Below are 25900 nucleotides of genomic sequence, written 5' to 3' on the forward strand. Positions count from 1 at the left end.
CCGTGGACATCGAAAACTACATTTCCGTGCCGAAGACCGAAGGCCAGAAGCTGGCAGGGGCGCTGAAGGCGCACGTCAGCGACTATGACGTAGACGTGATCGACAGCCAGAGCGCCAGCAAGCTGGTTCCGGCAGCGGTCGAGGGTGGTTTACACCAGATTGAAACCGCGTCCGGCGCGGTGCTGAAAGCGCGCAGCATCATCATTGCCACCGGCGCGAAATGGCGCAACATGAACGTTCCGGGCGAAGATCAGTACCGTACCAAAGGCGTGACCTACTGTCCGCACTGCGACGGCCCGCTGTTTAAAGGTAAACGCGTGGCGGTGATCGGCGGCGGTAACTCGGGCGTGGAAGCGGCTATCGACCTTGCGGGGATTGTTGAGCACGTTACCCTTCTGGAGTTCGCTCCAGAGATGAAGGCCGACCAGGTTCTGCAGGATAAAGTTCGCAGCCTGAAAAACGTCGACATCATACTGAACGCGCAGACCACGGAAGTAAAGGGCGACGGCAGCAAAGTGACCGGTCTGGAATACCGCGACCGCGTGAGTGGCGACGTGCACAGCGTGCAGCTTTCAGGGATCTTCGTGCAGATTGGTCTGCTGCCAAACACCACCTGGCTGGAAGGCGCGATTGAGCGCAACCGCATGGGCGAAATCATCATCGATGCGAAATGTGAAACCAGCGTGAAGGGCGTGTTTGCGGCGGGCGACTGCACCACCGTGCCGTACAAACAGATCATTATCGCCACGGGCGAAGGGGCGAAGGCGTCTCTGAGTTCCTTTGACTACCTGATTCGCACCAAAACCGCATAACAGAAGAAAGTAAGGCTACACCTGCAATAGCGAGAGGCCACCGAAAGGTGGCCTCTTTTTTTATCTTACGACCATCACCGGTATATGGGTGTGGCGGATCACGCTGGAGGCGTTAGATCCCAGCAGATGCGTGGTAATGGAAGGGTTGCGCGAACCGATGACCACCACGTCTGCTTTCAGCTCGTTCGCCAGTTCATTTACAGCATCACGTACGCTGCCGAATCTGACGTGCGTTTTGATCCGTGAAGGGTCGATGCTGAAGTGGCTGACCATGGTTTGCAGGCGCGTTTCCGCCTCGTGCTGCAGATGTTCTTCGAAGCGGCGCACGTCGGCAGCAAAGCGGTGCAGGCTCAGGCTGGCGGAGCCCGGGAGCACGTGCAACAGATGAATGACCCCGTCCTGCTGCGCCAGGAACTCCGCGTGGCGTACGGCCTTGTCGCTCAACTCCATCTCAAAAACATCAACCGGCATAATGATTCTCTGATACATACCCGTTTCTCCTTGTTTATAAACGCTGTACTCATTCAACCACAAAATAGTCATGGTTTCTGTAAGCGCCCCGTCAGTTTTCTTATCTTGCCAGGATAAATCTCAAAAGAACCGTATTCATGAGCAGACCTTCAGGGGTAGCTACCCTTATACACTTACCTGGAACCTTTCGGAGGTCGCATGAAAGCACTTACGTATCACGGTCCGCACCATGTTCGCGTCGAGAATGTCCCCGATCCCATTATCGAGCAGCCCGACGATATCATTTTGCGCGTCACGGCCACGGCGATCTGCGGCTCCGATTTGCATCTCTATCGCGGAAAGATCCCGAAGGTGCAGCACGGCGACATTTTTGGCCATGAGTTTATGGGGGAAATCGTCGAGTGCGGCGCAGAGGTAAAGAATTTGCAAAAAGGCGATCGCGTGGTGATCCCCTTTGTCATTGCCTGCGGAGACTGTTTCTTCTGCCGTATGCAGCAATATGCGGCCTGTGAGAATACCAATGCCGGGCAGGGCGCCGCGCTGAACAAAAAGCAAATTCCCGCGCCGGCCGCGCTGTTTGGCTACAGCCATCTCTACGGCGGCGTGCCGGGGGGACAGGCGGAATATGTCCGCGTGCCAAAAGGCAACGTCGGGCCGTTTAAGGTCCCGCAACTCCTTTCCGATGATAAGGCGCTGTTCCTGTCCGATATTTTGCCCACGGCCTGGCAGGCGGCAAAAAATGCGCAGATTGAAAAAGGCTCAAGCGTTGCGGTTTTCGGCGCCGGGCCGGTGGGGCTACTGACTATTGCCTGCGCGCGGCTGTTAGGGGCTGAGCAGATCTTTGTTATCGATCACCACCCGTACCGTTTGCGATTTGCCGAGGCGCGTTACGGCGCAATCCCCATCAACTTTGATGAGGATAACGACGCAGCGGAAAAAATCATCGAGCAGACCGCGGGCCAGCGCGGCGTTGACGCCGTGATTGATGCGGTAGGGTTCGAAGCGAAAGGCAGCACCACCGAAACGATCCTCAGCAATCTCAAAATTGAAGGTAGCAGCGGCAAAGCGCTGCGGCAGTGCATTGCTGCCGTTCGACGCGGTGGCGTAGTTAGCGTACCCGGCGTGTACGCCGGGTTTATTCATGGATTCCTGTTTGGCGATGCCTTTGATAAGGGGCTGACGTTCAGGATGGGCCAGACCCACGTCCATGCCTGGCTGGGTGAACTGCTACCGCTGATCGAAAAAGGGCTGCTTACCCCGGAAGAGATCGTGACCCATTATCTTCCCCTTGCTGATGCGGAACGCGCCTATAAGGTATTCGAAAAACGGGAGGAGGAGTGCCGGAAGGTGATTCTGGTCCCTGGTGCAGAAACGCCCGAGGCCGCAGAGCAGAAAGTTAAGGGCCTGGTGAATGCTTTCCCCGGTGGGGTTACATGAATACTCGCCTAGCTGTGGCGTTCAAGATAAAGCACGGCCAAGACGATAATCGCCGCAATAATCAGAAAAATAAGTGTGATAGCCAGTATCTCACTCATGACCGTCCCCACGGCACCAAAACAGATTAAGCGTGGATTAAGGGCTTTTTGCGCGATATAAGAAAATGGGGTGAATTTACGGAAAGAGGATGCGGCTGCATCCTCTGTGCAAAGCGGGTGGGCGCTTGTTCAGAAGTGGTTAACGCAGGTAATCGCCCGCGGCTTCTGGCTGGTAGAGCAACGCCAGCACTTCAAGATGGGCTGAGGCGCCGCCCGGCAATTCCCAGTGGATGGTATCGCCCGTGCGCAGGCCCAGCAGTGCGGCACCCACAGGCGCAAGAACAGAAAGCTGTGCGCTGCTGTCGGTCATCTGAGCCGGGTAAACCAGCGTGCGGATCAGCTCTTCACCGGTGGTCAGGTTGCGGAATTTTACCTGGCTGTTCATGGTGACCACGTCATGCGGCATCGTCTCAGGCGTGCACATCTGCGCCCGGTCGAGCTCCTCATTCAGGGCGTCGGCCACGGGAAGTGAGGCGAATTCTGCTTTTTCCAGCAGCCTGTCGATACGTTCTGCGTCGAGCTCGTTGATGATAATTGTAGGTCTGGACATTTTTACTCCATGTCGTTAATGCTGCGTGTAACGCAGAAACCAATCCAAAAGAAAACCCTCGCCGTCTGGCAGCGAGGGTTTAACTCTCCCGATGATACTGGCTGAAGGCGCAAGTTTGAAGTGATGAAGGTCACATTCATGGTCCATATGAATTTTCGCTGAAATTTATTCAGTCTTCATTCCGGACGGAATACGTTACGCTGAGAGTCCTGAACCCGGGCGTTGCGCGAAGCGTAATTCGCGTCAGCCCACCAACGAGAGAGAATTATGTACTTCTACCAACCGTCTCAGGGTCACGGCCTGCCGCACGATCCGCTGAACGCCATTATTGGTCCACGTCCGATCGGCTGGATCTCCTCATGCGATAAGGCCGGTCAGCTCAACCTCGCACCGTATAGCTTCTTTAACTGCTTTAACTATCGCCCGCCGATCATCGGCTTTTCCAGCAACGGCTGGAAGGACAGCGTGCGTAATATTACCGAAACAAAGGAATTTGTCTGGAACCTGGCGACGCGCGATCTCGCGCAGGCAATGAACCAAACCTCTGCAATGCTTCCCCACGATCGGGATGAATTTAGCTTTGCCGGGCTAACGCCAGCGGCGAGCCAGCTGGTTAACGCGCCCCGCGTCGCCGAAAGCCCGGTTAACTTTGAATGCCGCCTGTCGCAGTGCATTCAGCTTACCGGTGCCGACGGCACGCCGGTGGATACCTGGCTGGTATTGGGAGAGGTGGTTGGTATCCATATAGCCGAAACGCTGCTGGAAGAGGGGATATACCAGACGGCAAAAGCGCAGCCCATCCTGCGTGCGGGTGGGCCGACGGCGTACTATGGCATCAGTGACGAAAACCGGTTTGACATGGTGCGCCCGGGCGCGGATCAGTAACCGGCTTTATCAATCACGAACTGTTTTCCGCAGTTACCCGGATGTGGCTGCGGTGCAAATGACGCCGGAGAAAGCGGGTTGTTAATGGTGTCCGCCTTAAGCGAAATCTGCATCTCGGTCAGATACGCCGGATTGCCGTTGCAGGTCAGCTTGATCGCTTTGATGTTCTCCTTGCCCCAGCTTTTGGCAACGGCACTGTCAAAGTCGCTGCGATTGATGGTTTTCCCGTAATTATCGGCGAGGAATTTACCGACCGCGCTGTTTTTAACTTCCTGATTCATCCGCACCATCGTGCCGAAATAGGCATCCGGATCGAAACCAAAGCAGACGCCATGTTTGGCATATTCGTAACGTTCCAGGCAGGAATTACCGCCAGCACCCGGCATGACGTCGTTGAGCTTAGCTGCAGCAGAAAGCGAGAGTCCAGTTTCGGCGGCATCGCATTTGCGGCTGGCCTTCACTTCCGGCATGTTCGGAATCGGGCGCGTGGCGCAGCCAAAACGCATCCATCGACGTTCATCCACGCCGCGTGCGGCAATAGATTTTGGCAGGCCAGGCCATAGACCGTGGACGGTCAGAAAATCGGCTTTATTATCGCGCTCTTTTTGCAGGCGACATTCGTCAGGTTCATTGCGGTTGCGCTCGACCATGCTCTGGCAAAACCCGGTTTGCCAGGACAGAGCCAGCACATAGCGATCGAAATCGCCATACTGTGTTGCCTTCAGCGGTTCCGCCTGCGCGGAGAAGAAACAGAGAGAAAGCGCCATTGCGCCAGACGGGATGACGATATCCTTCCTGAACATATGATTTCCTGATCGAATGAGCACGATTTATTTCTGGAAGTTATTAAAGCACAAAAAGCGCCCGCAGGCGCTTTTTGGATATCCATAATTTAGCTTAGGCCGCGCCGGGTACCAGCACTTCCGTGGCGATAATCACGATAATCAGACCAACTATAACGGGCACTGAAGTGCGTTTGACGACTTCGAATGGCGAGATTTTCGCCATCCCGGCAACGGCGACGACCACACCCGACACCGGCGAAATGGTCCGGCCGAGGTTTGACGCCTGCAGCATGGGAATGGAGAGGTAGGCCGGGTTAATACCGGAGGAGTGAGCCAGTTTCGGGATCATCTCAACGAATGCGTAGAAAGGGGCATTACCGGAACCGGTGGTCATCGCCGCCAGCATGGTGAGCACCACCAGAACCAGCATCAGGATAATACTGGCCGAGCCGAACGAGGTGGCGATAGAAATCAGGCTCTGGATAAAGCCGATCGTGCTCAGACCCTGGGCAAAAACGCCCGCAGCAACCAGCAGGATCACCACGCCAGCGAAGGCATCCGCCATACCGCGATACGCCACTTCCAGACCCGAGAAGACTTTTTGCGTGTTAAAACCGCGCACAAACTCCAGCACGGCGGCCAGCAGCATACAGATGACCAGAATGGTGATGATGTGCAGCTGTGGACCCCATTTGCCGTCAAAAATCAGCACTCCGACGATCGGGGTGAACGGCAGAATGGCATAGAACGCGGGAGCGGTCGTGGTGATTTCACTCACGTCCATCATTTCATGGCTGATGTTTTCTTTCTTATCGAGATAGCGCTGCCAGAAGAAATGTGCGATCCCCATGCCCACGATGGCAACGATCGAGATCGGTAACGTGGTTTTAAAGGCGAAGTCGATGAGTGACATTTCCGCCGCCTTTGCCGCCAGCACAACGTCGCCGGAGGTCGGGGAGAGAATAATCGCTGCCGGAGACGCGCAAATTGCCGCGGCCGCTCCACGGCTGATACCGACATTCACCATGACCGGGAACAGCGTCGCCATGAGCAGTACGCCAAGTCCGGTAGCTGACGAAACGGCCAGCGACATGAGGCAGGCGAGGAAATAGGCGGCGACCATCAGCAGATACGGCGAGTTGATGTATTGCAGGGGTTTGGAGGCAAGCTTAACGACCATGTCGTTGGCGCCGATGTGGGTCATGTAGGCTGCAAAACCGCACAGCATCATGATCATCATACCCAGGTCACCGCCGCGGCTCATGAGCAATATTTTAATGTATTCAACAATATCTGTTGCCGTGTAACCGGTGCTGGTCGCGCTGGCAGGTAACACCTGGTGCCCCATTATTGCGCTGATAATCAGCAGCGTTAGACCGCCGACAAATAATACGCCCGTGGCCGAGTAGCCTTTAATGATGTAGCGTGCGACGCCGACAATGACGACGACTCCAATAAGGAGTTCGAATAACGTAAGCATGATTTCCCCTGTATCTCTGCTGCTATGGAGCACAAAAAATCAATAAAAAAAGAAGGATGAAAATGTGCCGAATAATTGGCCTGTTCTTGCTGATTAAAATCAATAAACAGACGACTAGAGAACCGAACAACCATGTTTTGCCATGGCCAGTACATTTATGTCATGCGGCCCTTGACCGTCAGAAATAGCGCAACATGCCTCATTAATGATAACAAATTGTTAATGTTTTGTATGGTTTTTCATGTTGCTGATTAACAAAGAGTAATGCGAAAAGTCACACCCCTTGTGGGCTTATTTGTACGTATCTCTCGCTTTCTTTAAGAATATTCCCGGAATGAGCCCGAATAATTAGGAATAACGCTGATGTCGTTAAGCTTTGATTCAACTACTTTATGGTAAACTTTGCCTCGAATACTAAGAATGGTAATTGCATTGTGATTGTACGTAATACATTTTTCTCTATTTTGTTGTTTATTTTTGGGCAGTTAACGTTTTCTTCTGTTGCACAGGCAGAAGGCAATGCGACGGATAAAGGCTGGTTCTCAACCTTTACGGATAATGTTTCCCAGACATGGACGGCACCTGAACATTATGATCTCTATGTCCCGGCAATAACGTGGCATGCGCGTTTTGCTTATGACAAAGAGAAAACCGATAAATACAACGAGCGTCCGTGGGGCGCGGGTTTTGGCCAGTCGCGCTGGGATGAAAAGGGAAACTGGCATGGCATCTATCTGATGGCCTTCAAAGACTCGTTTAATAAATGGGAGCCGATTGGGGGGTATGGTTGGGAGAAAACCTGGCGTCCGCTAGCGGACGAGAACTTCCACGTCGGTTTGGGCTATACCGCCGGGGTCACTGCACGTGACAACTGGAACTACATTCCGATCCCGGTCCTGCTGCCTTTGGCCTCTATTGGCTATGGTCCCGCAACGTTCCAGATGACCTACATCCCGGGTACGTACAACAACGGTAACGTTTACTTCGCCTGGATGCGTTTTCAGTTTTAACTGACAAAACGTTACATGCTGGTGATAAAACGCGCAGTTGTTGATTCATAAGCGATAAAAATCTGTCAGTGAAAATTAACGCGACTTTAGTCACTTTTTATCAAAGATCCGCTGGACAAAAGGTCCCACAATTGATGTACTGATAACCGACACAGCATTTGTGTCGTTTTTTAATGTAAAGGTAATTTTGATGTCTAAGATTAAAGGTAACGTTAAGTGGTTTAATGAGTCCAAAGGATTCGGTTTCATTACTCCTGAAGATGGCAGCAAAGACGTGTTCGTACACTTCTCTGCAATCCAGTCTAATGGTTTCAAAACTCTGGCTGAAGGTCAGCGTGTAGAGTTCGAAATCACTAACGGTGCCAAAGGCCCTTCTGCTGCTAACGTAATCGCTCTGTAATTCAGACGCGTCAGCAAGAATTTCAAAACCCGCTCACTGAGCGGGTTTTTTTCGTTTGAATCAGCCAAGCAGATACATTTTCAGGAAGCTGGCTACGATCAGCACGCTCAACAACACCATTCCTGCGCTCATCAGACTCTGTTTCATTCTGTCACCCTCGTTCATTACTGCATGCAGAGTGACAGAGAAAAATTAAGCCAACATTAACGGTTCGGCTGTTAATGCGCGCTTGCGGAAGAAAATAGCCAAAATGCGATCCCCGTCATCGCAAACGAGCCGAACATATTGATCGCCATATTCATTAGCGCCCAGCCAATGCGGCCTTCCTGAAAGAGAAAAACCGTTTCCGCAGAAAAGGTTGAGAAGGTGGTCAAACCGCCGCAGAATCCGGTGGTAATCAATACCTTCCAAATTGGGTCAATGTGCGTCATTCGGTTAAACCAGGCCAGCCCCATGCCGATGATAAAGGCACCAATCAGGTTAGCGGCAAGCGTCCCCATGGGAATCGCCTGATGCAGGGGGTTAAATCGCATACTCAGAAACCATCGCGCAACGCTACCCGTTCCCCCACCAATAAAAACGGCTAAAAGTAGTTGTAACACGCTAAATACCTGCTATTTGATGTGTAAGAGTAGCGAGTTTAACGCCGTTTATGATGAGGGGACAAATATGTATGTAGCGGTAGGGCAATTTGTGGTCACGCCTGACTGGCGTGAAAATGCGCTCACGTGCGTCGAACTGATGATGCAGGCCAGGCAGAAAGGCGCGTCGCTGTTGGTTCTCCCCGAGGCGCTGCTGGCCAGGGATGATAATGACCCGGATTTATCCGTGAAGTCCGCGCAGCCGCTGGACGGCGAATTCTTACAGCAATTGCTCGCCCAAAGCGCAGGCAATACGATGACGACAATCTTAACGATCCATGTTCCCTCCACGCCGGGTCGCGCGGTGAATACGCTCGTGGCGATTCGTGACGGGGCCATCGTCGCACGCTACGCCAAGCTTCATCTCTATGATGCGTTCAGCATCCAGGAGTCGCGTCGCGTTGACCCCGGAGACAGTATCCCTCCGCTGCTGGAGATTGACGGATTTAAGATCGGGCTGATGACCTGCTATGACCTGCGTTTTCCCGAGCTGGCGCTGCATCTGGCGCTGGAGGGGACGGACGTGCTGGTACTCCCCGCCGCGTGGGTCAGAGGGCCGTTAAAAGAGCACCACTGGGCAACGCTGCTTGCGGCGCGCGCGCTGGATACAACCTGCTATGTCGTTGCCGCAGGGGAATGTGGCACGAAAAACATTGGGCAAAGCAGGGTGGTTGACCCGCTGGGGGTGACGATCGCCGCCGCCGCTGAAGCCCCGCATTTGCTGCTGGCGGAGATAAACTTAGAGAGAATTGCGCTTGCGCGTCAGCAATTACCCGTTCTTCGCAATCGTCGGTTTGCGCCACCGCAATTATTGTGATGTTTTTTTCAACAATGCTTGATTCACCTTGTTACAGATTGCTATTGTGTGCACGCGCTAAATGACCGTTAATACAGTCAGGTTTTGGCGCTGAATGCAGCCTGTTTTAAGTAAAGAAGGTATCTATGGGTGAGATTAGTATTACCAAACTGCTGGTGGTTGCCGCACTGGTCGTCCTGCTGTTTGGTACCAAGAAGTTACGCACGCTGGGTGGTGACCTGGGGGCTGCCATCAAAGGCTTTAAGAAAGCGATGAACGATGATGATGCAGCGGCGAAGAAAAGCGCCGAGGATGACGTCCCGGCAGACAAGCTTTCTCACAAAGAGTGACAGCAACGCCTGAGGGCTTGCGAAAAAAAACCGGCTCATGAGGCCGGTTTTTTTGTATTACTGTAAATGAATATTACAGCATTATTTGACTTCTTCGCCTTTAGCCTGCATATCGGCATGGTATGAGGAACGAACGAATGGGCCGCAGGCAGCATGGGTGAAGCCCATCGCCATCGCTTCGGCTTTCATTTCATCGAATTCGTCCGGGCTCACGTAGCGCTGTACCGGCAGGTGGTGACGACTTGGCTGCAGATACTGTCCGAGGGTCAACATGGTCACACCGTGGCGGCGAAGATCGCGCATCACCTCGATGATTTCATCATTGGTTTCACCCAGACCCACCATCAGACCAGACTTGGTCGGAATATGCGGATGCGCTTCTTTGAAACGCTCCAGCAGCTTCAGGGACCAGTTGTAGTCAGCGCCCGGACGGACCTGACGGTAAAGACGCGGCACGTTCTCCAGGTTGTGGTTAAACACATCTGGCGGCGTTGCGGTCAGGATATCCAGCGCGCGGTCCATACGACCACGGAAGTCAGGCACCAGCGTCTCGATTTTGATGTTAGGGCTTTTCTCGCGAATGGCCGTAATGCAGTCGGCGAAGTGCTGAGCACCACCGTCACGCAGGTCGTCACGGTCAACGGACGTGATAACCACATAACGCAGCGCCATGTCGGCGATGGTCTGCGCCAGTTTCTGGGGTTCGTTAGCATCAGGCGCGACTGGACGTCCATGAGCAACATCGCAGAACGGGCAGCGGCGGGTACAGATAGCACCCAGAATCATAAACGTCGCGGTACCATGATTGAAACATTCAGCAAGGTTCGGGCAAGAGGCTTCTTCACAGACGGAGTGAAGGCCATTCTTGCGCATCGCCGCTTTGATCCCCTGGATACGCGAAGAGTCGGCCGGAAGTTTGATTTTCATCCATTCCGGTTTTCTTAACAGCGCCTCGCGCTCTGTAGCCACGTTTTTAACCGGGATAAGGGCCATTTTATCGGCATCGCGGTATTTAACACCGCGTTCCATCACAATGGGTTTACTCATAGCGTGCGTGTTCCAGTTGCGAATATCGAAGGAAAGCGTTTCAATTCAAGGGAATGTTGTATTTATCAACTATTTTTGAACGAACGACAGGCAGTATATCATTGAAACGGTCTTTAAAGCAGCCTGCCAGATCGCCAATTTGTAAAATAGTTGTTGTTTTGTGCCTTTTGCCCTGCGGGTTGCAGGGACTTGTGCTGGCTAAACCTGTCAGAAGGCCTGACGGATAATGCGGATGACGTTTTCCAGGACCGGATCGCGCAAACTTAGCTTGTTGTAATGCAGTGAAATCTCGATAGATTCCGCATTAAGCTGACTGAGCGGGATGCTTTCCAGCGGCCAGCATTTTTGTAGCAGACTGTACAGGCGTGATGGCATAACGCACAGCATGTCGCTGCTGCCGATCAGGGATGCGGTGGTAAACATATTGTAACTGCTGAAGCTGATCTGACGTTCAGGGAAAATTTCATCAATACGCTGACGAAGTGCATGATTTGATTGCCCTTCGGTCATGAAAGATGAGTGATCGTAGTTGCGCAGGTTTTCGATGGTTAACGGCTCGCTAAGAGCAGGATGCTGCTGGCGGCAAACCAGTACCAGGTTATCCGCATAAAGCACATTTTGCCCCAGCGCTCTGGCACTGAAGCTGCCGCTTTCAATAATAAGGTCCGTCTGGAACTGGGCAAGCTGAATGTCTGGTTCATTGAGAGGCACGTTGCGAAGCAGGAGCTGCGGTGCATGTTCTTTCACGGCCTGGAAGATCGTCGGCATCACCAGCACCCCTACAGAAGGGGAACAGCCGATGGTGATGGTTCGCTGCTTATCATAGCTCCCGGTTAAATCCAGCGCGCCCAGAATCGACTCCAGCCCCTGACTGATGTACTCATGGAGATGCGTGGCGTAAGCCGTCGGCGTTACCCCCTGGCCCTTGCGGATAAATAATGGGTCAGGAAATATAGCGCGAAGCTTTTGGATTGACTGGCTTATTGCTGATGGCGTGAGATTAAGAATTTTCGCAGCGTTAACGATACCCTTATGGACATATACCGCCTCAAAAATAGTCAGTAAATTGAGATCAATATTACGTAAAGTCCGAAAAATTTGTGGCTTGTCTTCGCCACCGGGTTCATTCAGTCGTTTGGCTGGTAAATTATTATACTCCACGCTTTCACTCCGTATACATTCACAATATGAATGATAGTTGAATTTATTTATTATGCTTGTAGAGATTCGTAAAGTGTTGGTTTTGTTTCACTTGTTTATCAAAAACAAACAGTTGAGTGATTATTGCTCACGTTACTTATGCCGTGCTTGCTGGAGGCTAAATAATATGTAGCGGTAATATTCGGGCGCTTCGAAAATATAGAATCTGCGGATTATTGTAAAGTGCAAAAGCGGTAAATAAACAGTGGCCCGCCAAATTATCGAGCCCTGTTGTATGATATATTAAGCAGGGATATATTCGTGTGGTGGATTGTTAAGTAGTGCTAAAACGTTCTTCAAAAGCACCGGACGAATAGTTTCTGGCGTAGCGGTTTCAACCCACTGGCGTACCTGCGTCATTTCCATGCCGGCATAGCCGCAGGGGTTAATGCGCTGGAAAGGCGCGAGGTCCATATTAATATTCAAGGCCAGGCCATGGAATGAGCAGCCTTTACGAATACGCAGCCCCAGGGAGCAGATCTTCATTTCCCCAACGTAAACGCCCGGCGCATCGACGCGTGGATGCGCGTCAATACCATATTCCGCCAGCGTGTTGACGACAGTTTGTTCCAGTAAGGTAACCAGTTCACGTACGCCAAGCTTTCTGCGTTTCAGATTGAGCAGGACGTACATCACCTGCTGCCCGGGCCCATGATAAGTGACCTGACCGCCGCGATCGCTCTGAATAACCGGGATATCTCCCGTCATTAGCAAATGCTCTGCTTTACCCGCCTGGCCCTGCGTAAATACCGGCAGGTGTTCGACCAGCCAGATCTCATCCGGGGTGCTGTCATCGCGTGAATCGGTGAAGTCATGCATAGCCTGGGAGACAGGCTCATAAGGTTGCAGGCCGAGGTGACGGACCAGAATTTTATCCTGATACAAAACTGCGTCTCCGAAGACGAGGGACAAAAGGTGTGGGGGAGTATATCACAGCGGGGAGAGGGGTTACCCGGCAAACCGGGTAACCGCAAAGGGACTACAGCACCATACGAACAATTTCGATATTGCCGAGCTCTTCGTACAACGTTTCAACCTGCTCAATGTGTGTCGCAGTGATGGTAATAGAGACAGAGTGGTAGTTGCCCTTGCTGCTTGGTTTTACTGACGGAGAGTAGTCACCCGGCGCATGGCGCTGTACCACTTCAACCACCTGATCAACCAGCTCAGGTTTCGCCAGACCCATTACTTTGTAGGTAAATGAGGTAGGGAATTCAAGCAGTTCGTTAAGTTTGGTTTTCATGTCAGCTCCGGCGTAACGTCAAAAAATAATAACTCCCACGTCAGGTGGGAGTTATCAGGATACTTAGTATATGGGGATCAAAATCACACTTTCAAGTGTTCAATTTTTAACCAAACCAGTGGTGGAACATCAATTTAATGTAATCAATGATTTTGCCGAAGAAATTGCCTTCAGGAATTTCTTGCAGGACAACCAGCGGACGCTGATCGATCGTTTTTCCATCCAGCTGGAAGTTGATCGTGCCCACAACCTGGTTTTTCTGCAGCGGGGCATGCAGCTCGGTGCTGTTCAGCACGTAGCTGGCTTTCAGATCCTTCATGCGACCGCGTGGAATGGTCAGGTAGAGGTCTTTATCAACGCCGAGTGAAGCACGGTCGTTGTCGCCGAACCAGACGGGTTCAGACGCAAACTCTTTGCCTGCTTTCAGTGGGTTCACGGTTTCGAAGAAGCGGAAGCCCCAGGTCAGCAGTTTCTTGCTTTCTGTTTCACGACCTTTAAAGGTGCGGCCGCCCATCACGGCAGAGATCAGACGCATCTGACCTTCAGTGGCAGAGGCCACCAGGTTGTAGCCCGCTTTGTCGGTGTGGCCAGTTTTGATGCCGTCAACGTTCAGGCTGTTATCCCACAGCAGACCGTTACGGTTGGTCTGACGAATACCGTTGAAAGTGAACTCTTTCTCTTTATAGATAGAGTATTCGTTAGGTACATCGCGGATCAGGGCCTGACCAATCAGGGCCATATCACGTGCGGAGCTGTACTGACCGTCTGCGTCCAGGCCGTGTACAGTCTGGAAATGGCTGTTTTTCAGACCCAGCGCGGTAACGTAGCTGTTCATCAGACCCACAAAGGCATCCTGGCTACCGGCGGCGAAATCGGCCATTGCCACGCAGGCATCGTTACCAGACTGCAGGTTGATACCGCGAATCAGCTGGGAAACAGGAACCTGCATACCCGGCTTCAGGAACATCAGAGAGGAACCTTTGAAAACAGGGTTCCCGGTTGCCCAAGCATCGTTACCGATGGTGACCAGATCCGATTCTTTGAATTTACCTGCCTTCATCGCCTGGCCGATAACGTAGCTGGTCATCATTTTGGTCAGGCTGGCCGGGTCACGGCGGGCATCGGCATTCTGTTCTGCCAGCACTTTGCCAGAGTTGTAATCGATCAGGATGTAGGATTCCGCGTCGATTTGCGGAACGCCAGGGATCATGGTCTTGATATTCAGGTCATCGGCGTGAGCTGCAGAGAGCGCAGCAGCGCAAAGGGCCGTGGTCAGCGCCATGCGCTGCACAAAACGAGCAGAAAAAGTGGTCTTCATGGTCAGAACTACGACATCCGTGATGGAATTAAAAAAAGTGCCTTACTATAGCAAATGCTATTCAGGCAGGCATCCGACTTTAAGCATGAGTTTGTGAATGTGTTTTACACTAACTGACAATTCGGATACCGCCGGTTAATTATTTCGCAACAGCGATAAATGACTGAAGTTGAGCTTCATTCTGCAGACGCTGCTGCAGGGATGCGGCCTGCGATTTGCTGGCAAACGGCCCCATCTGAATGCGCCAGACCGCGCCGTTCTGCTCAACGCGTCCCGGTACGCCAAACTGCTGGCTCAGACGCTGTTGGTACTGCTTGGCCCGGGCCTGATCGCTCACTGCGCCTACCTGAACCACATAGCTGCCGCTGGCCGCTGCTGGAGCCGCCACCGCCGCACTTTGCGTGGCCGCCGGCGCCGTTACGGGAGCCGGCTGGGTCGCTGGCGCAGCAACGGGAGCAGGGGCCGGAGTCGGCTCGCTGCCTTCCAGCACGCCTGAGGCTAAGGTCGTCGGTGCGCCAAGAAAGCCGCTACTCTTTACCGGCGCGCCGGTAGAATCCTCGCTTTGCAGCGTGTCATTGCTGATCGGGCGAATTTCTCCCCCCGGCTGAGCAGGCTCTGCCGGAGACGAGACGCTTCCCATTCCGCCGTCAAGATTTGGGCGGTCAGGAAGGGCATAGGTCTGTTTTGCCACCGTCGTACACGCGGTACCCGGCCCGGAGAGCGAACCATCCTGTGCGACGATAATCGGATCAATACGGACTTTGGTGTTGTTCGAGGTGTTCAGGCGATCGGCAGACGCGCGCGACAGGGAAATCACCCGGTCATTCCCGTAAGGTCCACGGTCATTGATCCGCACGACGATCATACGGCCATTCGCCAGGTTGGTGATACGGGCGTAGCTCGGGATCGGCAGCGTCGGGTGTGCCGCCGTCAGCTGCATTGGGTCGAACGCTTCCCCGGAAGCCGTCAGGTTACTGCCTGGCTCGGCATCATAAATGGCGGCAAAGCCCGCCTGACTGAAACGGGAAGGATCCTGAACAATTTTATAGCTTTTGCCGTCGCGCTCGTAATCCTGATTGGCACTGGCATTCAGCGGTTCATAAACGGGATCGGCACCGCTGATTTCAACGATCGGGCCATTACACACCGCAGGCTGCGGCGGCGCGACGGTTGCCTGTTGCTGACCATCATCACTTGTGCAGGCCGCAAGTAAACTTGCCGCGATGCAGATCCCCAGCCACTGCTTACGCATTCCGATCCCCTTATTTTTATACGCTTTTTGACAACATTTTTCTGTGGGTATGGATCGACATCACGATACCAAACCCGGCCATCAACACGATCAGTGCCGAGCCTCCGTAACTCACCAGCGGCAGCGGTACGCCTACCACCGGCAGAATACCACTCACCATACCAATATTTACGAAGACATAAACGAATAAAATCAGCATCAACCCGCCGGCCATGACGCGACCAAAGGTGGTTTGCGCGCGCGCTGCAATCCACAATCCCCGCATGATCAGCAGGACGTACAGCGCCAGCAATATTAAGATGCCAACCAGCCCCAGCTCTTCCGCCAGTACAGCAAAGATAAAGTCGGTGTGGCGTTCCGGTAAAAACTCCAGCTGCGACTGCGTGCCGTGCAGCCAGCCTTTACCGCGCAGGCCGCCGGAGCCAATCGCAATCTTGGACTGAATAATATGATAGCCCGCGCCCAGCGGATCGGTTTCCGGATCGAGCAGCATCATGACGCGCTGGCGCTGGTAATCATGCATCAGGAAGAACCAGAGGATAGGAATGAACGCCGCAATAAGCACCACCGCGATACCAATCAGGCGCCAGCTCAGTCCTGACAGGAAAAGGACAAACAGGCCGGAGAGGGCGATAAGGATTGAAGTACCGAGGTCAGGCTGTGCCGCAACCAGCAGCGTCGGCAGGAAAATCAGCACCAGCGCGATGGCGGTATTTTTCAGCGACGGCGGACAGACGTCGCGGTTGATAAACCGTGCCACCATCAATGGAACGGCGATTTTGGCAATTTCCGAAGGCTGGAAGCGGACAACGCCCAGATCCAGCCAGCGCTGCGCCCCTTTTGAAATGGCGCCAAACGCATCTACCGCAACCAGCAAAATAATACAGAAGATGTAGAGATAGGGCGCCCAGCCTTCGTAAACGCGCGGCGGGATTTGCGCCATCACTACCATGATGATCAGACCCATGGCGATCTGGCCGATTTTGCGCTCCATCATGCCGATGTCCTGGCCGCTGGCGCTCCAGATAACCAGGGCGCTGTACACCAGCAGAGCCAGCAGGATCAGCAGCATGGCTGGGTCGATATGGATTTTATCCCACAGCGATTTTTTATTTGGATTATCCGTCATGATTATTGGTCCTCCGCCGCAGCGGCGGCCGGGTTTTCAGCCGGTAGTTCGGTGTTGTTATCACCCAGCATAATGTGGTCAAGAATCTGGCGCATGATGGTCCCTACTGCTGGTCCGGCACCGCCGTTCTCCAGAATCATCGCCACCGCGACCTGCGGGTTATCATAAGGGGCAAACGCCGTCATCAGCTTATGGTCACGCAGACGTTCAGCAATGCGGTGCGCGTTATAGGTTTCGTTGGCTTTCAGACCAAACACCTGCGCGGTACCGGACTTTGCGGCCACTTTGTACGGCGTACCGGCGAAGTACTTATGCGCGGTCCCATTCGGGCGGTTTGCCACGCCGTACATACCGTCTTTAGCAATTTCCCAGAAGCCGGAATGGATGTCACCCACCGGGGCCTCGTGCGGCTGATTCCACGGCACTTTTTTGCCGTCTTCAACCGTGCTCTGCAGCAGATGAGGCACTTTTACCACGCCGTCATTGATGAGGATCATCATGGCTTTGTTCATCTGAATCGGCGTTGCCGTCCAGTAACCCTGGCCGATACCCACCGGGATGGTGTCACCCTGATACCACGGTTTTTTAAAGCGCTTCAGCTTCCATTCACGCGTTGGCATGTTGCCAGAACGTTCTTCTGAAAGGTCCACGCCGGTGTAATGCCCGTAGCCGAATTTGCTCATCCACTCTGACAGGCGGTCGATACCCATGTCATACGCCACCTGATAGAAGAAGGTATCCGCGGATTCCTCCAGCGATTTGGTGACGTTCAGATGACCGTGGCCCCATTTTTTCCAGTCACGATAGCGCTTATCTGAACCCGGCAGCTGCCACCAGCCCGGGTCAAACAGGCTGGTATTACGGTTGATAACGCCGGCACTCAGCGCAGAGACCGCCACGTACGGTTTAACCGTTGATGCCGGCGGGTAAACCCCTTGCGTCGCGCGGTTCACCAGCGGCGTGTTCGGGTCATTCAGCAGACCGGAATAGTCTTTACTGGAAATGCCGTCAACAAAGAGGTTCGGGTCATAGCTAGGCATGGAGACCATCGCCAGGATGCCGCCGGTACGGGGATCGGTGACCACAACGGCTGCACGGCTACCCGCCAGCAGGGTTTCGATATACTGCTGTAGCTTGAGGTCGAGCGTCAGGTAGACGTCATGCCCCGCCTGAGGCGGCACTTCTTTCAGCTGGCGGATCACGCGGCCGCGGTTGTTAACTTCAACCTCTTCATAGCCGGTTTGTCCGTGCAGAACGTCTTCGTAGTAACGTTCGATCCCCAGCTTACCGATATCGTGCGTAGCAGCGTAGTTGGCCAGCTTGCCGTCTTTATCAAGGCGGTCGACGTCTTTGTCGTTAATTTTGGAAACGTAGCCAATCACATGCGTCAGCGCGGAGCCGTAGGGGTAGTAGCGACGCTTATATCCCTTCACTTCCACGCCGGGGAAACGGTACTGATTCACCGCAAAGCGCGCCACCTGGACTTCCGTAAGATTGGTTTTAACCGGAATCGATGTGAAGCGGTGAGAGCGGGCGCGCTCTTTTTTGAAGGCCGCGATATCGTCATCGTTAAGGTCGACAACGCTTTTCAGCGCTTCCAGCGTATCCTGAACATTATCGACTTTTTCCGGCATCATCTCGATTTGATAGATGGTGCGGTTCAACGCCAGCGGTGTGCCGTTACGATCGTAAATAATGCCGCGGCTGGGTGCGATAGGCACCAGCTTAATGCGGTTTTCGTTTGAACGCGTCTGGTAGTCGGTAAAGCGGACAATTTGCAGATTATAGAGGTTGGCGATCAGCACGCCGGTAAGCAGCAAAATCCCGGTAAAGGCGACCAGCGCCCGGCGCACAAACAGCGCGGACTCAGCCGTATAGTCGCGAAAAGAATTCTGTAGTTTCATCCGCTGCTTAATCTACCCTGGTCAGTCATTACTCGCGGTGATAGGGGTGGTTGGTAGTAATGCTCCACGCGCGATACAGGCTTTCTGCCACCAGTACCCGAACGAGCGGGTGGGGAAGCGTCAGCGCGGAGAGAGACCAACTTTGTTCAGCCGCCGCTTTGCAGGCAGGGGATAACCCTTCTGGTCCGCCAATCAACAGACTGACGTCACGACCATCCTGCTTCCAGCGCTCCAGTTCTTGCGCCAGCTGCGGCGTATCCCAGGGTTTACCTGGAATATCGAGGGTGACGATGCGGTTTTTGCCTGCGGCAGCCAGCATCAGTTCGCCCTCTTTATCGAGAATACGTTTGATATCAGCGTTCTTGCCGCGCTTACCGGCGGGAATTTCCACCAGCTCGAACGGCATGTCTTTTGGAAAACGACGCAGATATTCAGTAAAACCGGTTTGTACCCAGTCCGGCATTTTGGTGCCGACGGCGACCAGCTGTAACTTCACGCATTAACCCCAGAGTTTTTCCAGCTCATACAGGCGACGGCTCTCGTCCTGCATGACGTGGACAATCACATCGCCGAGGTCGACTACCACCCAGTCAGCCGTCGCTTCACCTTCAACACCCAGCGGTAACAGCCCTGCTGCACGCGATTCCTGAACCACGTGATCGGCAATTGAAACAACATGACGCGTCGATGTACCGGTGCAGATGATCATGCAGTCGGTAATACTGGATTTACCCTTAACGTCGATAGCGATGATGTCCTGACCTTTCAGATCATCAATTTTGTCAATAACAAAATCCTGGAGTGCTTTACCCTGCAAGTTTTCCCCCTGGGGTGAATGAGATTGTAAAACTTTGAATTCGTAGCCAGACAGTATACCTGAACTCACGCCTGCATCGGGACAAATGTCTCCGGCCGGGCTTTTGAAGGCGGGTATCATCCCACCCTCCGCCTGAGATTGCATTGCCATTTTTGTAAAACAATTTCTGTAAAGCAACGATCGGCGGGAAAGTCTGGCAGCGGAGAATAACAGTATGGCTTACCCTGTCAAGGCAGGATAAACAATAAGCCGCTTTTTATGCTCTCCGGCTATTCATCTGCGCTTTTCTGATACAAACCGTGCGCATGGATATAGGCCAGCACCGGGGTTGGCAGCAGATAGTCACACGCTAAACCCTGCTGTAAACGCTCGCGAATGAGAGTCGCAGAGATATCGAACCACGGCGTTTCCGCCAGATAGATCTTCCCGGCAGGCTGGTTGTGAAGATCTTCAACATTATCGGTGAGATGGTCTTCCAGCCACTGCTGGTACTGCTCTTCGCGCATGGTCAGCGGATAGCCGGGACGGCGGCAGACGAGCAGGTGGCTGTTCTCCAGGATGGTTTCATACTGATGCCACGTGGGGAAATTCAGCAGAGAATCCTGGCCGATGATAAAGGCAAGCGGCTGGTCTGGTCCTTGTTCGGCGCGCCACTCCTGAAGCGTCTGAGACGTCCAGGAGGGCGTGTCGCGACGCAGCTCACGCTCGTCAAGTCGGAAGAGCGGTTTATCTGCGATGGCAAGGGCAAGCATCTCTTTTCGCTGCTCGCTAGTCGCCTCGGGCTGTGGACGATGGGGCGGGACATTGTTGGGCATGATGGTGACGCGCTGAAGTCCGATCAGATTCGCCAGAATTTCAACCGGCTTCAGATGTCCGTAATGTACCGGGTCGAAGGTGCCGCCATATAAGGCCTGTAAAGAATGCATGCTATCCATCAATAAAAACGTCTGCCAGTGCCTTGTGGCAGAGCAGGAGAGAAAGGCTTTCCAGCTCCGCCCAGACCGACTGACCGTAATCTTGTTTTAACGTGAGCTCAGCGCGCATCAGAAGCTGCACAGCCTGACGAAGCTGTTCGTGACTCAGGCGGTTGACGGCCTCGGTGGTCAAAGCGCGGCGATTTTGCCACACGCGGTGTTTATCAAACAGCGAACGCAGCGGCGTATGGGCAGACTGACGCTTGAGCGTAATCAGCAGCAGCAATTCGCGCTGCAGCGTACGCAGCAGAATAACCGGTTCGCTCCCTTCGAGACGCAGCTGTTGCAGAATATGCAGGGCGCGTTTGCTTTTCGCCGACAGCAGCGCGTCCACCCAGTGGAACGGCGTGAAGTGCGCCGCGTCGTTAACGGCCTGCTCGACGCGCGGCAAGGTCAGCTTGCCATCCGGCCAGAGCAGGGAGAGTCTGTCCAGCGCCTGCGCCAGGGCCAGCAGGTTACCTTCATAGCAGTAGCAGAGCAGTTGGTTCGCCGCATCATCCAGCTGAAGGTTGTTCTGCTTCGCTCTCGCTGCCACCCATTTGGGCAGATGCGCCTGTTCAGGCGTCTGACAGGTCACCTGCACCGCGTGGGCAGCGAGTTGGGTGAACCACGCCGCATTTTCCTGCGCTTTGGTGAGCTTGTTGCCGCGCACAATCAGCAGCAGATCGCTGTGAAGCAGGCTGACCAGCGTGGCCAGCTGTTCATTGATGGCCGCGTTAGGGCCGTTCTCTGGCAGCAGGATCTGAATAGTCTGGCGCGACGCAAAAAGGCTCATCGCCTGACAGAGTGAGAAGAGGGCATTCCAGTCGGTGTTGTTATCCAGCTGGACGGTGTAGTGCTCATCGAAGCCCTGAGAGGCGGCCTCATGCCGCACGGCATCCAGGCTTTCCTGAAGTAATAACGGATCGTTTCCAAGAAGCAGATACGCCGCGCGCAGCCCTTCTTTGAGCTGCGCGCGGAGTTGTTCAGGATACAGCCTGATCATCATTTACCCAGAGAGTTAGCAGCAGGAAGCGTGCCGGCAACGGGTTTTTCAACAATGTCAGAGCCTTGTCTGGTAGACGCTGCAATACCTGGCAGTTTACGGATCAGCTGTTCCGCCGCCTTGTCGTACATTTCGTTGATGATAATCTGCTGTTCGGCATCTTTTGCCAGCGCCGTCTGCGGATTATCGAAGAACGAACGGTACACTTTCGTGCTGATCGGATAGATGTCTTTACCCGGGATCAGGACCGCTGCGTTGACCGTCAGCACCATCTGATATTCAGCTGTACGGCCATCCTGGAAGATAGAGGCCGTATCTCTCGACAGACCACTTCCTGTAACGCGCAGAGACGGTACATCCTGGCGCAGCGTTTGTTTCTCAACAAGCTCAACGCCGTTCAGACGCAGCTGATTACGAATTGCCCGGCTGAGTGGACCATTCGGATCTGATGAGTCGAAAATCATCGTTTTCATCTCAGCAGGCACCGCCGTGGTATTGCGCAGGTGCCAGCCACAGCCGGCGGTGACAAGCACCGCCAGTGATAAGAGTATTGTTGCCAGTTGTCGCACGTTTCCTCCCGCGCTTAGCCAACGACCAGATTGAGCAGTTTACCCGGTACGTAGATCACTTTACGTACGGTAACGCCCTCAAGATATTTTGCGACCAGAGGTTCCTGGCCCGCGCGCTCGCGAACCTGTTCTTCGGTTGCATCGACCGCCACGGTAATTTTACCGCGGACTTTGCCGTTTACCTGGACCACAACCAGCGTCGTGTTTTCTACCATCGCTGATTCGTCAGCCTGCGGCCACGGCGCGTTGTCGATATCGCCTTCGCCTTTCAGCTCCTGCCACAGGGTGAAGCTGACGTGCGGAGTGAACGGGTTCAGCATGCGAACAACAGCAAGCAGCGCTTCACGCATTAAGGCACGATCCTGCTCGCCGTCCTGCGGAGCCTTCGCCAGCTTGTTCATCAGTTCCATAATAGCCGCAATTGCGGTATTGAAGGTCTGACGACGACCAATATCATCGGTCACTTTCGCAATCGTTTTATGAACATCGCGACGCAGCGCCTGCTGATCTTCAGTCAGTGCGGCGGCGTTCAGCGCCGGGGCATCGCCCAGTGCAGTGTGTTCGTAAACCAGTTTCCAGACGCGTTTCAGGAAGCGGTTCGCCCCTTCCACGCCGGACTCCTGCCATTCCAGGGTCATGTCCGCCGGAGAGGCAAACATCATGAACAGACGCACGGTATCCGCACCGTAACGCTCAACCATCACCTGCGGATCGATACCGTTGTTTTTCGACTTGGACATCTTGCTCATGCCGGTGTAGACCAGTTCATGACCTTCGGCGTCTTTCGCCTTAACGATACGGCCCTTCTCGTCACGCTCGACGATCGCATCAACCGGTGAAACCCAGTTACGCTCGCCGTTGGCACCAACATAATAGAACGCATCTGCCAGCACCATGCCCTGACACAGCAGCTGTTTTGCTGGTTCGTCAGAGTTCACCATGCCTGCATCGCGCATCAGTTTGTGGAAGAAGCGGAAGTAGAGCAGGTGCATGATGGCGTGTTCGATGCCGCCGATATAGATATCAACCGGCAGCCAGTAGTTTGCCGCATCGGAATCGAGCATCCCGTCCTGATACTGCGGGCAGGTGTAGCGCGCATAGTACCAGGATGACTCCATAAAGGTGTCAAAGGTGTCGGTTTCACGCAGCGCAGGCTGTCCGTTAACGGTGGTTTTTGCCCACTCCGGATCGGCTTTAATCGGGCTGGTGATACCGTCCATGACCACGTCTTCCGGCAGGATCACCGGGAGCTGATCTTCCGGGGTTGGCATCACGGTGCCATCTTCCAGCGTCACCATCGGGATTGGCGCACCCCAGTAACGCTGACGGGACACGCCCCAGTCGCGCAGACGGAAGTTAACTTTACGTTCGCCCACGCCCAGAGAGGCCAGCTTATCGGCGATGGCGTTGAAGCCCTCTTCGAAGCTCAGACCGCTAAATTCACCGGAGTTGAACAGGGTGCCTTTTTCAGTCAGCGCGTGTTCAGACAGGTCTGGTTCTGAACCGTCAGCCGCCAGGATGACAGGCTTGATGGTCAGGCCATATTTGGTGGCAAATTCGTAGTCGCGCTGGTCGTGCCCCGGAACAGCCATCACGGCGCCAGTGCCGTACTCCATCAGAACGAAGTTGGCGGCCCAGACAGGGATTGCTTCGCCTGTCAGTGGGTGAATGGCTTTAAAGCCGGTATCAACCCCTTTTTTCTCCATCGTCGCCATGTCGGCTTCGGCCACTTTGGTGTTGCGGCACTCGTCGATGAAGGTCGCCAGCTCCGGATTGTTTTCCGCCGCTTTCTGCGCCAGCGGATGACCTGCGGCCACGGCCAGGTAGGTCGCGCCCATGAAGGTATCCGGACGGGTGGTGTAGACAGTCAGAGTCTGGTCGTAGTTCTCAACGTTGAAGGTAATCTCCACGCCTTCAGAACGGCCGATCCAGTTGCGCTGCATGGTCTTAACGGTATCTGGCCAGTGATCCAGGTTATCCAGATCGTTCAGCAGCTCATCAGCGTAAGCGGTGATTTTGATAAACCATTGTGGGATCTCTTTACGCTCAACTTTGGTGTCACAGCGCCAGCAGCAGCCGTCGATAACCTGTTCGTTCGCGAGAACGGTCTGGTCATTCGGGCACCAGTTAACGGCAGAGGTCTTCTTATACACCAGGCCTTTTTTGTACAGCTCGGTGAAGAACTTCTGCTCCCAGCGATAGTATTCCGGGGTACAGGTTGCCAGCTCGCGGCTCCAGTCATAGCCAAAGCCCAGCATTTTGAGCTGGTTTTTCATGTACGCGATGTTGTCGTACGTCCACGGCGCCGGAGCGGTGTTGTTTTTGACCGCCGCGCCTTCCGCAGGCAGACCGAACGCATCCCAGCCGATAGGCTGCAGAACGTTTTTACCCAGCATGCGCTGGTAGCGTGCAATCACATCGCCGATGGTGTAGTTACGCACATGGCCCATGTGTAGTCGACCAGAAGGATAGGGAAGCATCGACAGGCAGTAATACTTCTCTTTGCTCTCGTCTTCGGTTACTTCAAAGGTGCGCTTCTCGTCCCAGTGTTGCTGGACTTTTGATTCTATCTCTTCCGGGCGGTATTGCTCTTGCATGGCAGCCAGTGGTCCTGTTTTCAATACAGCTACAAATGTAGCCAATGGATGTGGTAATTCAGATCCGCATAGCATAGCCCAAACGCCCGCGTCAAAACAGCCTTTCGCACAAATGCGCTTTGCAGGAATTTACCGGGTCTGTGCTTCACCTGACAAAGCGGCGATGAAATAAGGTCTATTATTAGAAATAGTTACTTACCCGGGAGGCAAAATGATGAACAAGGTTGCTCAATTTTACCGCGAACTGGTGGCGACACTGACGGAACGGCTGCGTAACGGCGAGCGAGATATCGATGCGCTGGTGGAGCAGGCGCGTGCCCGCGTGACGCAAACGGGTGAGTTAACGCGAACCGAAGTGGAAGAGGTGACGCGCGCCGTGCGTCGCGATCTGGAAGAGTTCGCGCGCAGCTACCAGGAGAGTCAGGAGGAGGTCACTGACAGCGTTTTTATGCGGGTGATTAAAGAGAGCCTGTGGCAAGAGCTGGCCGACATCACGGATAAAACGCAGCTGGAGTGGCGCGAGGTCTTTCAGGATTTGAACCATCACGGTGTGTATCACAGTGGTGAGGTGGTCGGCTTGGGAAATCTGGTGTGCGAGAATTGCCACCACCATATTGCGGTATATACGCCGGATGTCCTGCCGCTGTGTCCGAAATGCGGCCACGATCAGTTCCAGCGTCGGCCGTTTGAGCCCTAAATAAAAGCAAAACGGCAACTATGTTGCCGTTTTTAGTGTTTGCCCCCTCTCCCCGTGGGAGAGGGTTGGGGTGAGGGCATCAGGCTGCACTATAGTAAGCCAGTCTCTCCGCCAGCAAATCCACAAACGCCTCGCGATCGATATCCACCATCACCGTGGTATTCGCTTTATTCCCCGTCAGCGAGTAGTAATCCACCACCGTCATTCCCTGGGTGTATTTTCCCTGCGTCTCAACACCAACCCATCTGTCCACCGTGGTGAACATCTCCGGCTTCAGTAGCCAGGCAATGGTGCACGGGTCGTGCAGCGGCGCGCCGTGGAAGCCCCATTTCTCGGCTTTGTGATACTCCATAAAGAAGTCGAGCAGTTCGGCCACGGTTGTCGCGACCGTATTACCCACCGAGCGAAAACGCTCAATATCGTCCGCCATAATCTGCGCGCGGTGGGTAACGT

Annotated in this window: 29 protein-coding genes; 8 read left to right on the forward strand and 21 right to left on the reverse strand. The window is 53.9% G+C overall.

Translation table 11 applies throughout. The features are described 5' to 3' along the window. On the forward strand, positions 1–812 hold an 812-nt coding region (locus DEO48_RS09170), incomplete at its 5' end, for an FAD-dependent oxidoreductase (protein WP_181366986.1). Between the two features lie 60 nt (positions 813–872). Here DEO48_RS09170 and uspG read toward each other — a convergent pair. Beyond that, positions 873–1301 (reverse strand): universal stress protein UspG, encoded by a 429-nt coding sequence (gene uspG / locus DEO48_RS09175; RefSeq protein ID WP_023310731.1) that lies wholly within the window; start codon positions 1299–1301, stop codon positions 873–875. A 180-nt stretch (positions 1302–1481) separates the two neighbouring features. On the opposite strand from uspG, the gene DEO48_RS09180 reads away from it, so the two are divergent. Further along, on the forward strand, positions 1482–2720 hold the full coding sequence (locus DEO48_RS09180; RefSeq protein WP_109844980.1) for a zinc-dependent alcohol dehydrogenase: 1239 nt from the start codon (positions 1482–1484) through the stop codon (positions 2718–2720). A gap of 8 nt (positions 2721–2728) precedes the next feature. Here the strand turns inward: DEO48_RS09180 and yldA are convergent, their stop codons facing one another. Continuing rightward, positions 2729–2818: a small membrane protein YldA gene (gene yldA / locus DEO48_RS27375; protein WP_023310733.1), complete on the reverse strand. Its 90-nt coding sequence runs from the start codon at positions 2816–2818 to the stop codon at positions 2729–2731. A gap of 139 nt (positions 2819–2957) precedes the next feature. After that, positions 2958–3368: a nucleoside diphosphate kinase regulator gene (rnk, locus tag DEO48_RS09185; RefSeq protein WP_109844981.1), complete on the reverse strand. Its 411-nt coding sequence runs from the start codon at positions 3366–3368 to the stop codon at positions 2958–2960. 267 nt (positions 3369–3635) lie between these two features. Here rnk and DEO48_RS09190 point away from each other — a divergent pair, with 267 nt between their 5' ends. Beyond that, entirely contained in the window at positions 3636–4253 is a 618-nt protein-coding gene (locus tag DEO48_RS09190) for a flavin reductase family protein (protein WP_023310735.1), read from the forward strand. Here the strand turns inward: DEO48_RS09190 and rna are convergent. Further along, positions 4247–5056 (reverse strand): ribonuclease I, encoded by an 810-nt coding sequence (gene rna, locus DEO48_RS09195; RefSeq protein ID WP_109844982.1) that lies wholly within the window; start codon positions 5054–5056, stop codon positions 4247–4249. The genes DEO48_RS09190 and rna overlap by 7 nt on opposite strands. A 94-nt stretch (positions 5057–5150) precedes the next feature. Beyond that, a complete protein-coding gene (dcuC, locus tag DEO48_RS09200) occupies positions 5151–6518 on the reverse strand; it encodes an anaerobic C4-dicarboxylate transporter DcuC (protein WP_023310737.1) in 1368 nt (455 codons plus the stop codon). 392 nt (positions 6519–6910) lie between these two features. On the opposite strand from dcuC, the gene pagP reads away from it, so the two are divergent. Then, entirely contained in the window at positions 6911–7528 is a 618-nt protein-coding gene (pagP, locus tag DEO48_RS09205) for a lipid IV(A) palmitoyltransferase PagP (RefSeq protein WP_080298633.1), read from the forward strand. A 190-nt stretch (positions 7529–7718) separates the two neighbouring features. Next, positions 7719–7928: a transcription antiterminator/RNA stability regulator CspE gene (cspE, locus tag DEO48_RS09210; RefSeq protein ID WP_002439184.1), complete on the forward strand. Its 210-nt coding sequence runs from the start codon at positions 7719–7721 to the stop codon at positions 7926–7928. 218 nt (positions 7929–8146) lie between these two features. Here cspE and crcB read toward each other — a convergent pair whose 3' ends face one another. Further along, the gene (crcB, locus tag DEO48_RS09215; protein ID WP_109844983.1) at positions 8147–8530 is read right to left on the reverse strand and encodes a fluoride efflux transporter CrcB; all 384 of its coding nucleotides are present in this window, start codon (positions 8528–8530) and stop codon (positions 8147–8149) included. 67 nt (positions 8531–8597) lie between these two features. Here crcB and DEO48_RS09220 point away from each other — a divergent pair, with 67 nt between their 5' ends. Both DEO48_RS09220 and tatE read left to right on the forward strand, forming a co-directional pair. Next, positions 8598–9386 carry a deaminated glutathione amidase gene (locus tag DEO48_RS09220; protein WP_109844984.1) on the forward strand — a complete coding sequence of 263 codons (789 nt, stop codon included), beginning with the start codon at positions 8598–8600 and terminating at the stop codon, positions 9384–9386. A gap of 125 nt (positions 9387–9511) precedes the next feature. Then, on the forward strand, positions 9512–9715 hold the full coding sequence (gene tatE, locus DEO48_RS09225; RefSeq protein WP_023310742.1) for a twin-arginine translocase subunit TatE: 204 nt from the start codon (positions 9512–9514) through the stop codon (positions 9713–9715). An 81-nt stretch (positions 9716–9796) separates the two neighbouring features. On the opposite strand, the gene lipA is transcribed toward tatE, so the two are convergent. From lipA to leuS, 14 genes are all read right to left on the reverse strand, one after another. Next, complete coding sequence (gene lipA / locus DEO48_RS09230) at positions 9797–10762, reverse strand: lipoyl synthase (protein ID WP_013097595.1); 966 nt, start codon at positions 10760–10762, stop codon at positions 9797–9799. A 207-nt stretch (positions 10763–10969) separates the two neighbouring features. Continuing rightward, a complete protein-coding gene (locus DEO48_RS09235; RefSeq protein ID WP_109844985.1) occupies positions 10970–11923 on the reverse strand; it encodes a YbeF family transcriptional regulator in 954 nt (317 codons plus the stop codon). Between the two features lie 282 nt (positions 11924–12205). Beyond that, positions 12206–12847 (reverse strand): lipoyl(octanoyl) transferase LipB, encoded by a 642-nt coding sequence (lipB, locus tag DEO48_RS09240; RefSeq protein ID WP_109844986.1) that lies wholly within the window; start codon positions 12845–12847, stop codon positions 12206–12208. Positions 12848–12941: 94 nt separating this feature from the next. Next, positions 12942–13205 (reverse strand): DUF493 family protein YbeD, encoded by a 264-nt coding sequence (gene ybeD, locus DEO48_RS09245; protein ID WP_006177135.1) that lies wholly within the window; start codon positions 13203–13205, stop codon positions 12942–12944. 106 nt (positions 13206–13311) lie between these two features. Then, positions 13312–14523 (reverse strand): D-alanyl-D-alanine carboxypeptidase DacA, encoded by a 1212-nt coding sequence (gene dacA / locus DEO48_RS09250; protein WP_014069323.1) that lies wholly within the window; start codon positions 14521–14523, stop codon positions 13312–13314. Positions 14524–14662: 139 nt separating this feature from the next. After that, positions 14663–15775, reverse strand: coding sequence for an endolytic peptidoglycan transglycosylase RlpA (rlpA, locus tag DEO48_RS09255; protein WP_023310745.1), 1113 nt, complete (start codon positions 15773–15775; stop codon positions 14663–14665). Positions 15776–15791: 16 nt separating this feature from the next. Continuing rightward, positions 15792–16904 (reverse strand): peptidoglycan glycosyltransferase MrdB, encoded by a 1113-nt coding sequence (gene mrdB, locus DEO48_RS09260; RefSeq protein WP_023310746.1) that lies wholly within the window; start codon positions 16902–16904, stop codon positions 15792–15794. 2 nt (positions 16905–16906) lie between these two features. Next, on the reverse strand, positions 16907–18808 hold the full coding sequence (gene mrdA, locus DEO48_RS09265) for a peptidoglycan DD-transpeptidase MrdA (RefSeq protein ID WP_023310747.1): 1902 nt from the start codon (positions 18806–18808) through the stop codon (positions 16907–16909). Between the two features lie 28 nt (positions 18809–18836). Further along, entirely contained in the window at positions 18837–19304 is a 468-nt protein-coding gene (gene rlmH / locus DEO48_RS09270) for a 23S rRNA (pseudouridine(1915)-N(3))-methyltransferase RlmH (RefSeq protein WP_023310748.1), read from the reverse strand. Between the two features lie 3 nt (positions 19305–19307). Continuing rightward, entirely contained in the window at positions 19308–19625 is a 318-nt protein-coding gene (gene rsfS / locus DEO48_RS09275; RefSeq protein ID WP_023334893.1) for a ribosome silencing factor, read from the reverse strand. Positions 19626–19894: 269 nt separating this feature from the next. After that, positions 19895–20560, reverse strand: a complete 666-nt coding sequence (gene nadD, locus DEO48_RS09280) for a nicotinate-nucleotide adenylyltransferase (RefSeq protein ID WP_069303817.1) — start codon at positions 20558–20560, stop codon at positions 19895–19897. Further along, positions 20553–21584, reverse strand: coding sequence for a DNA polymerase III subunit delta (holA, locus tag DEO48_RS09285; RefSeq protein WP_109844988.1), 1032 nt, complete (start codon positions 21582–21584; stop codon positions 20553–20555). The genes nadD and holA overlap by 8 nt, the downstream gene beginning before the upstream one ends. Continuing rightward, on the reverse strand, positions 21584–22153 hold the full coding sequence (lptE, locus tag DEO48_RS09290) for an LPS assembly lipoprotein LptE (protein WP_023310752.1): 570 nt from the start codon (positions 22151–22153) through the stop codon (positions 21584–21586). Before lptE ends, holA begins: the two co-directional genes overlap by 1 nt. Before the next feature lie 14 nt (positions 22154–22167). Further along, positions 22168–24750 (reverse strand): leucine--tRNA ligase, encoded by a 2583-nt coding sequence (leuS, locus tag DEO48_RS09295; RefSeq protein WP_023310753.1) that lies wholly within the window; start codon positions 24748–24750, stop codon positions 22168–22170. Between the two features lie 214 nt (positions 24751–24964). Between leuS and DEO48_RS09300 the strand changes: the two genes are divergently transcribed. Next, complete coding sequence (locus tag DEO48_RS09300; protein ID WP_032661386.1) at positions 24965–25447, forward strand: zinc ribbon-containing protein; 483 nt, start codon at positions 24965–24967, stop codon at positions 25445–25447. 79 nt (positions 25448–25526) lie between these two features. On the opposite strand, the gene DEO48_RS09305 is transcribed toward DEO48_RS09300, so the two are convergent. Then, positions 25527–25900 (reverse strand): nucleoside hydrolase (locus DEO48_RS09305; RefSeq protein WP_181366987.1); only part of this gene is annotated, 374 nt, incomplete at its 5' end.

Source organism: Enterobacter sp. CGMCC 5087, assembly GCF_003144775.1.
GTDB lineage: Bacteria > Pseudomonadota > Gammaproteobacteria > Enterobacterales > Enterobacteriaceae > Enterobacter > Enterobacter cloacae_M.

What these genes read in the sequence shown, in the direction of transcription:
- uspG (WP_023310731.1), bottom strand. Translation starts at nt 1,301, where the DNA reads ATGTATCAGAGAATCATTATGCCGGTTGATGTTTTTGAGATGGAGTTG.
- DEO48_RS09180 (WP_109844980.1), top strand. Translation starts at nt 1,482, where the DNA reads ATGAAAGCACTTACGTATCACGGTCCGCACCATGTTCGCGTCGAGAAT.
- yldA (WP_023310733.1), bottom strand. Translation starts at nt 2,818, where the DNA reads ATGAGTGAGATACTGGCTATCACACTTATTTTTCTGATTATTGCGGCG.
- rnk (WP_109844981.1), bottom strand. Translation starts at nt 3,368, where the DNA reads ATGTCCAGACCTACAATTATCATCAACGAGCTCGACGCAGAACGTATC.
- DEO48_RS09190 (WP_023310735.1), top strand. Translation starts at nt 3,636, where the DNA reads ATGTACTTCTACCAACCGTCTCAGGGTCACGGCCTGCCGCACGATCCG.
- rna (WP_109844982.1), bottom strand. Translation starts at nt 5,056, where the DNA reads ATGTTCAGGAAGGATATCGTCATCCCGTCTGGCGCAATGGCGCTTTCT.
- dcuC (WP_023310737.1), bottom strand. Translation starts at nt 6,518, where the DNA reads ATGCTTACGTTATTCGAACTCCTTATTGGAGTCGTCGTCATTGTCGGC.
- pagP (WP_080298633.1), top strand. Translation starts at nt 6,911, where the DNA reads ATGGTAAACTTTGCCTCGAATACTAAGAATGGTAATTGCATTGTGATT.
- cspE (WP_002439184.1), top strand. Translation starts at nt 7,719, where the DNA reads ATGTCTAAGATTAAAGGTAACGTTAAGTGGTTTAATGAGTCCAAAGGA.
- DEO48_RS09220 (WP_109844984.1), top strand. Translation starts at nt 8,598, where the DNA reads ATGTATGTAGCGGTAGGGCAATTTGTGGTCACGCCTGACTGGCGTGAA.
- tatE (WP_023310742.1), top strand. Translation starts at nt 9,512, where the DNA reads ATGGGTGAGATTAGTATTACCAAACTGCTGGTGGTTGCCGCACTGGTC.
- lipA (WP_013097595.1), bottom strand. Translation starts at nt 10,762, where the DNA reads ATGAGTAAACCCATTGTGATGGAACGCGGTGTTAAATACCGCGATGCC.
- ybeD (WP_006177135.1), bottom strand. Translation starts at nt 13,205, where the DNA reads ATGAAAACCAAACTTAACGAACTGCTTGAATTCCCTACCTCATTTACC.
- dacA (WP_014069323.1), bottom strand. Translation starts at nt 14,523, where the DNA reads ATGAAGACCACTTTTTCTGCTCGTTTTGTGCAGCGCATGGCGCTGACC.
- rlpA (WP_023310745.1), bottom strand. Translation starts at nt 15,775, where the DNA reads ATGCGTAAGCAGTGGCTGGGGATCTGCATCGCGGCAAGTTTACTTGCG.
- mrdB (WP_023310746.1), bottom strand. Translation starts at nt 16,904, where the DNA reads ATGACGGATAATCCAAATAAAAAATCGCTGTGGGATAAAATCCATATC.
- mrdA (WP_023310747.1), bottom strand. Translation starts at nt 18,808, where the DNA reads ATGAAACTACAGAATTCTTTTCGCGACTATACGGCTGAGTCCGCGCTG.
- nadD (WP_069303817.1), bottom strand. Translation starts at nt 20,560, where the DNA reads ATGGATAGCATGCATTCTTTACAGGCCTTATATGGCGGCACCTTCGAC.
- holA (WP_109844988.1), bottom strand. Translation starts at nt 21,584, where the DNA reads ATGATCAGGCTGTATCCTGAACAACTCCGCGCGCAGCTCAAAGAAGGG.
- leuS (WP_023310753.1), bottom strand. Translation starts at nt 24,750, where the DNA reads ATGCAAGAGCAATACCGCCCGGAAGAGATAGAATCAAAAGTCCAGCAA.
- DEO48_RS09300 (WP_032661386.1), top strand. Translation starts at nt 24,965, where the DNA reads ATGAACAAGGTTGCTCAATTTTACCGCGAACTGGTGGCGACACTGACG.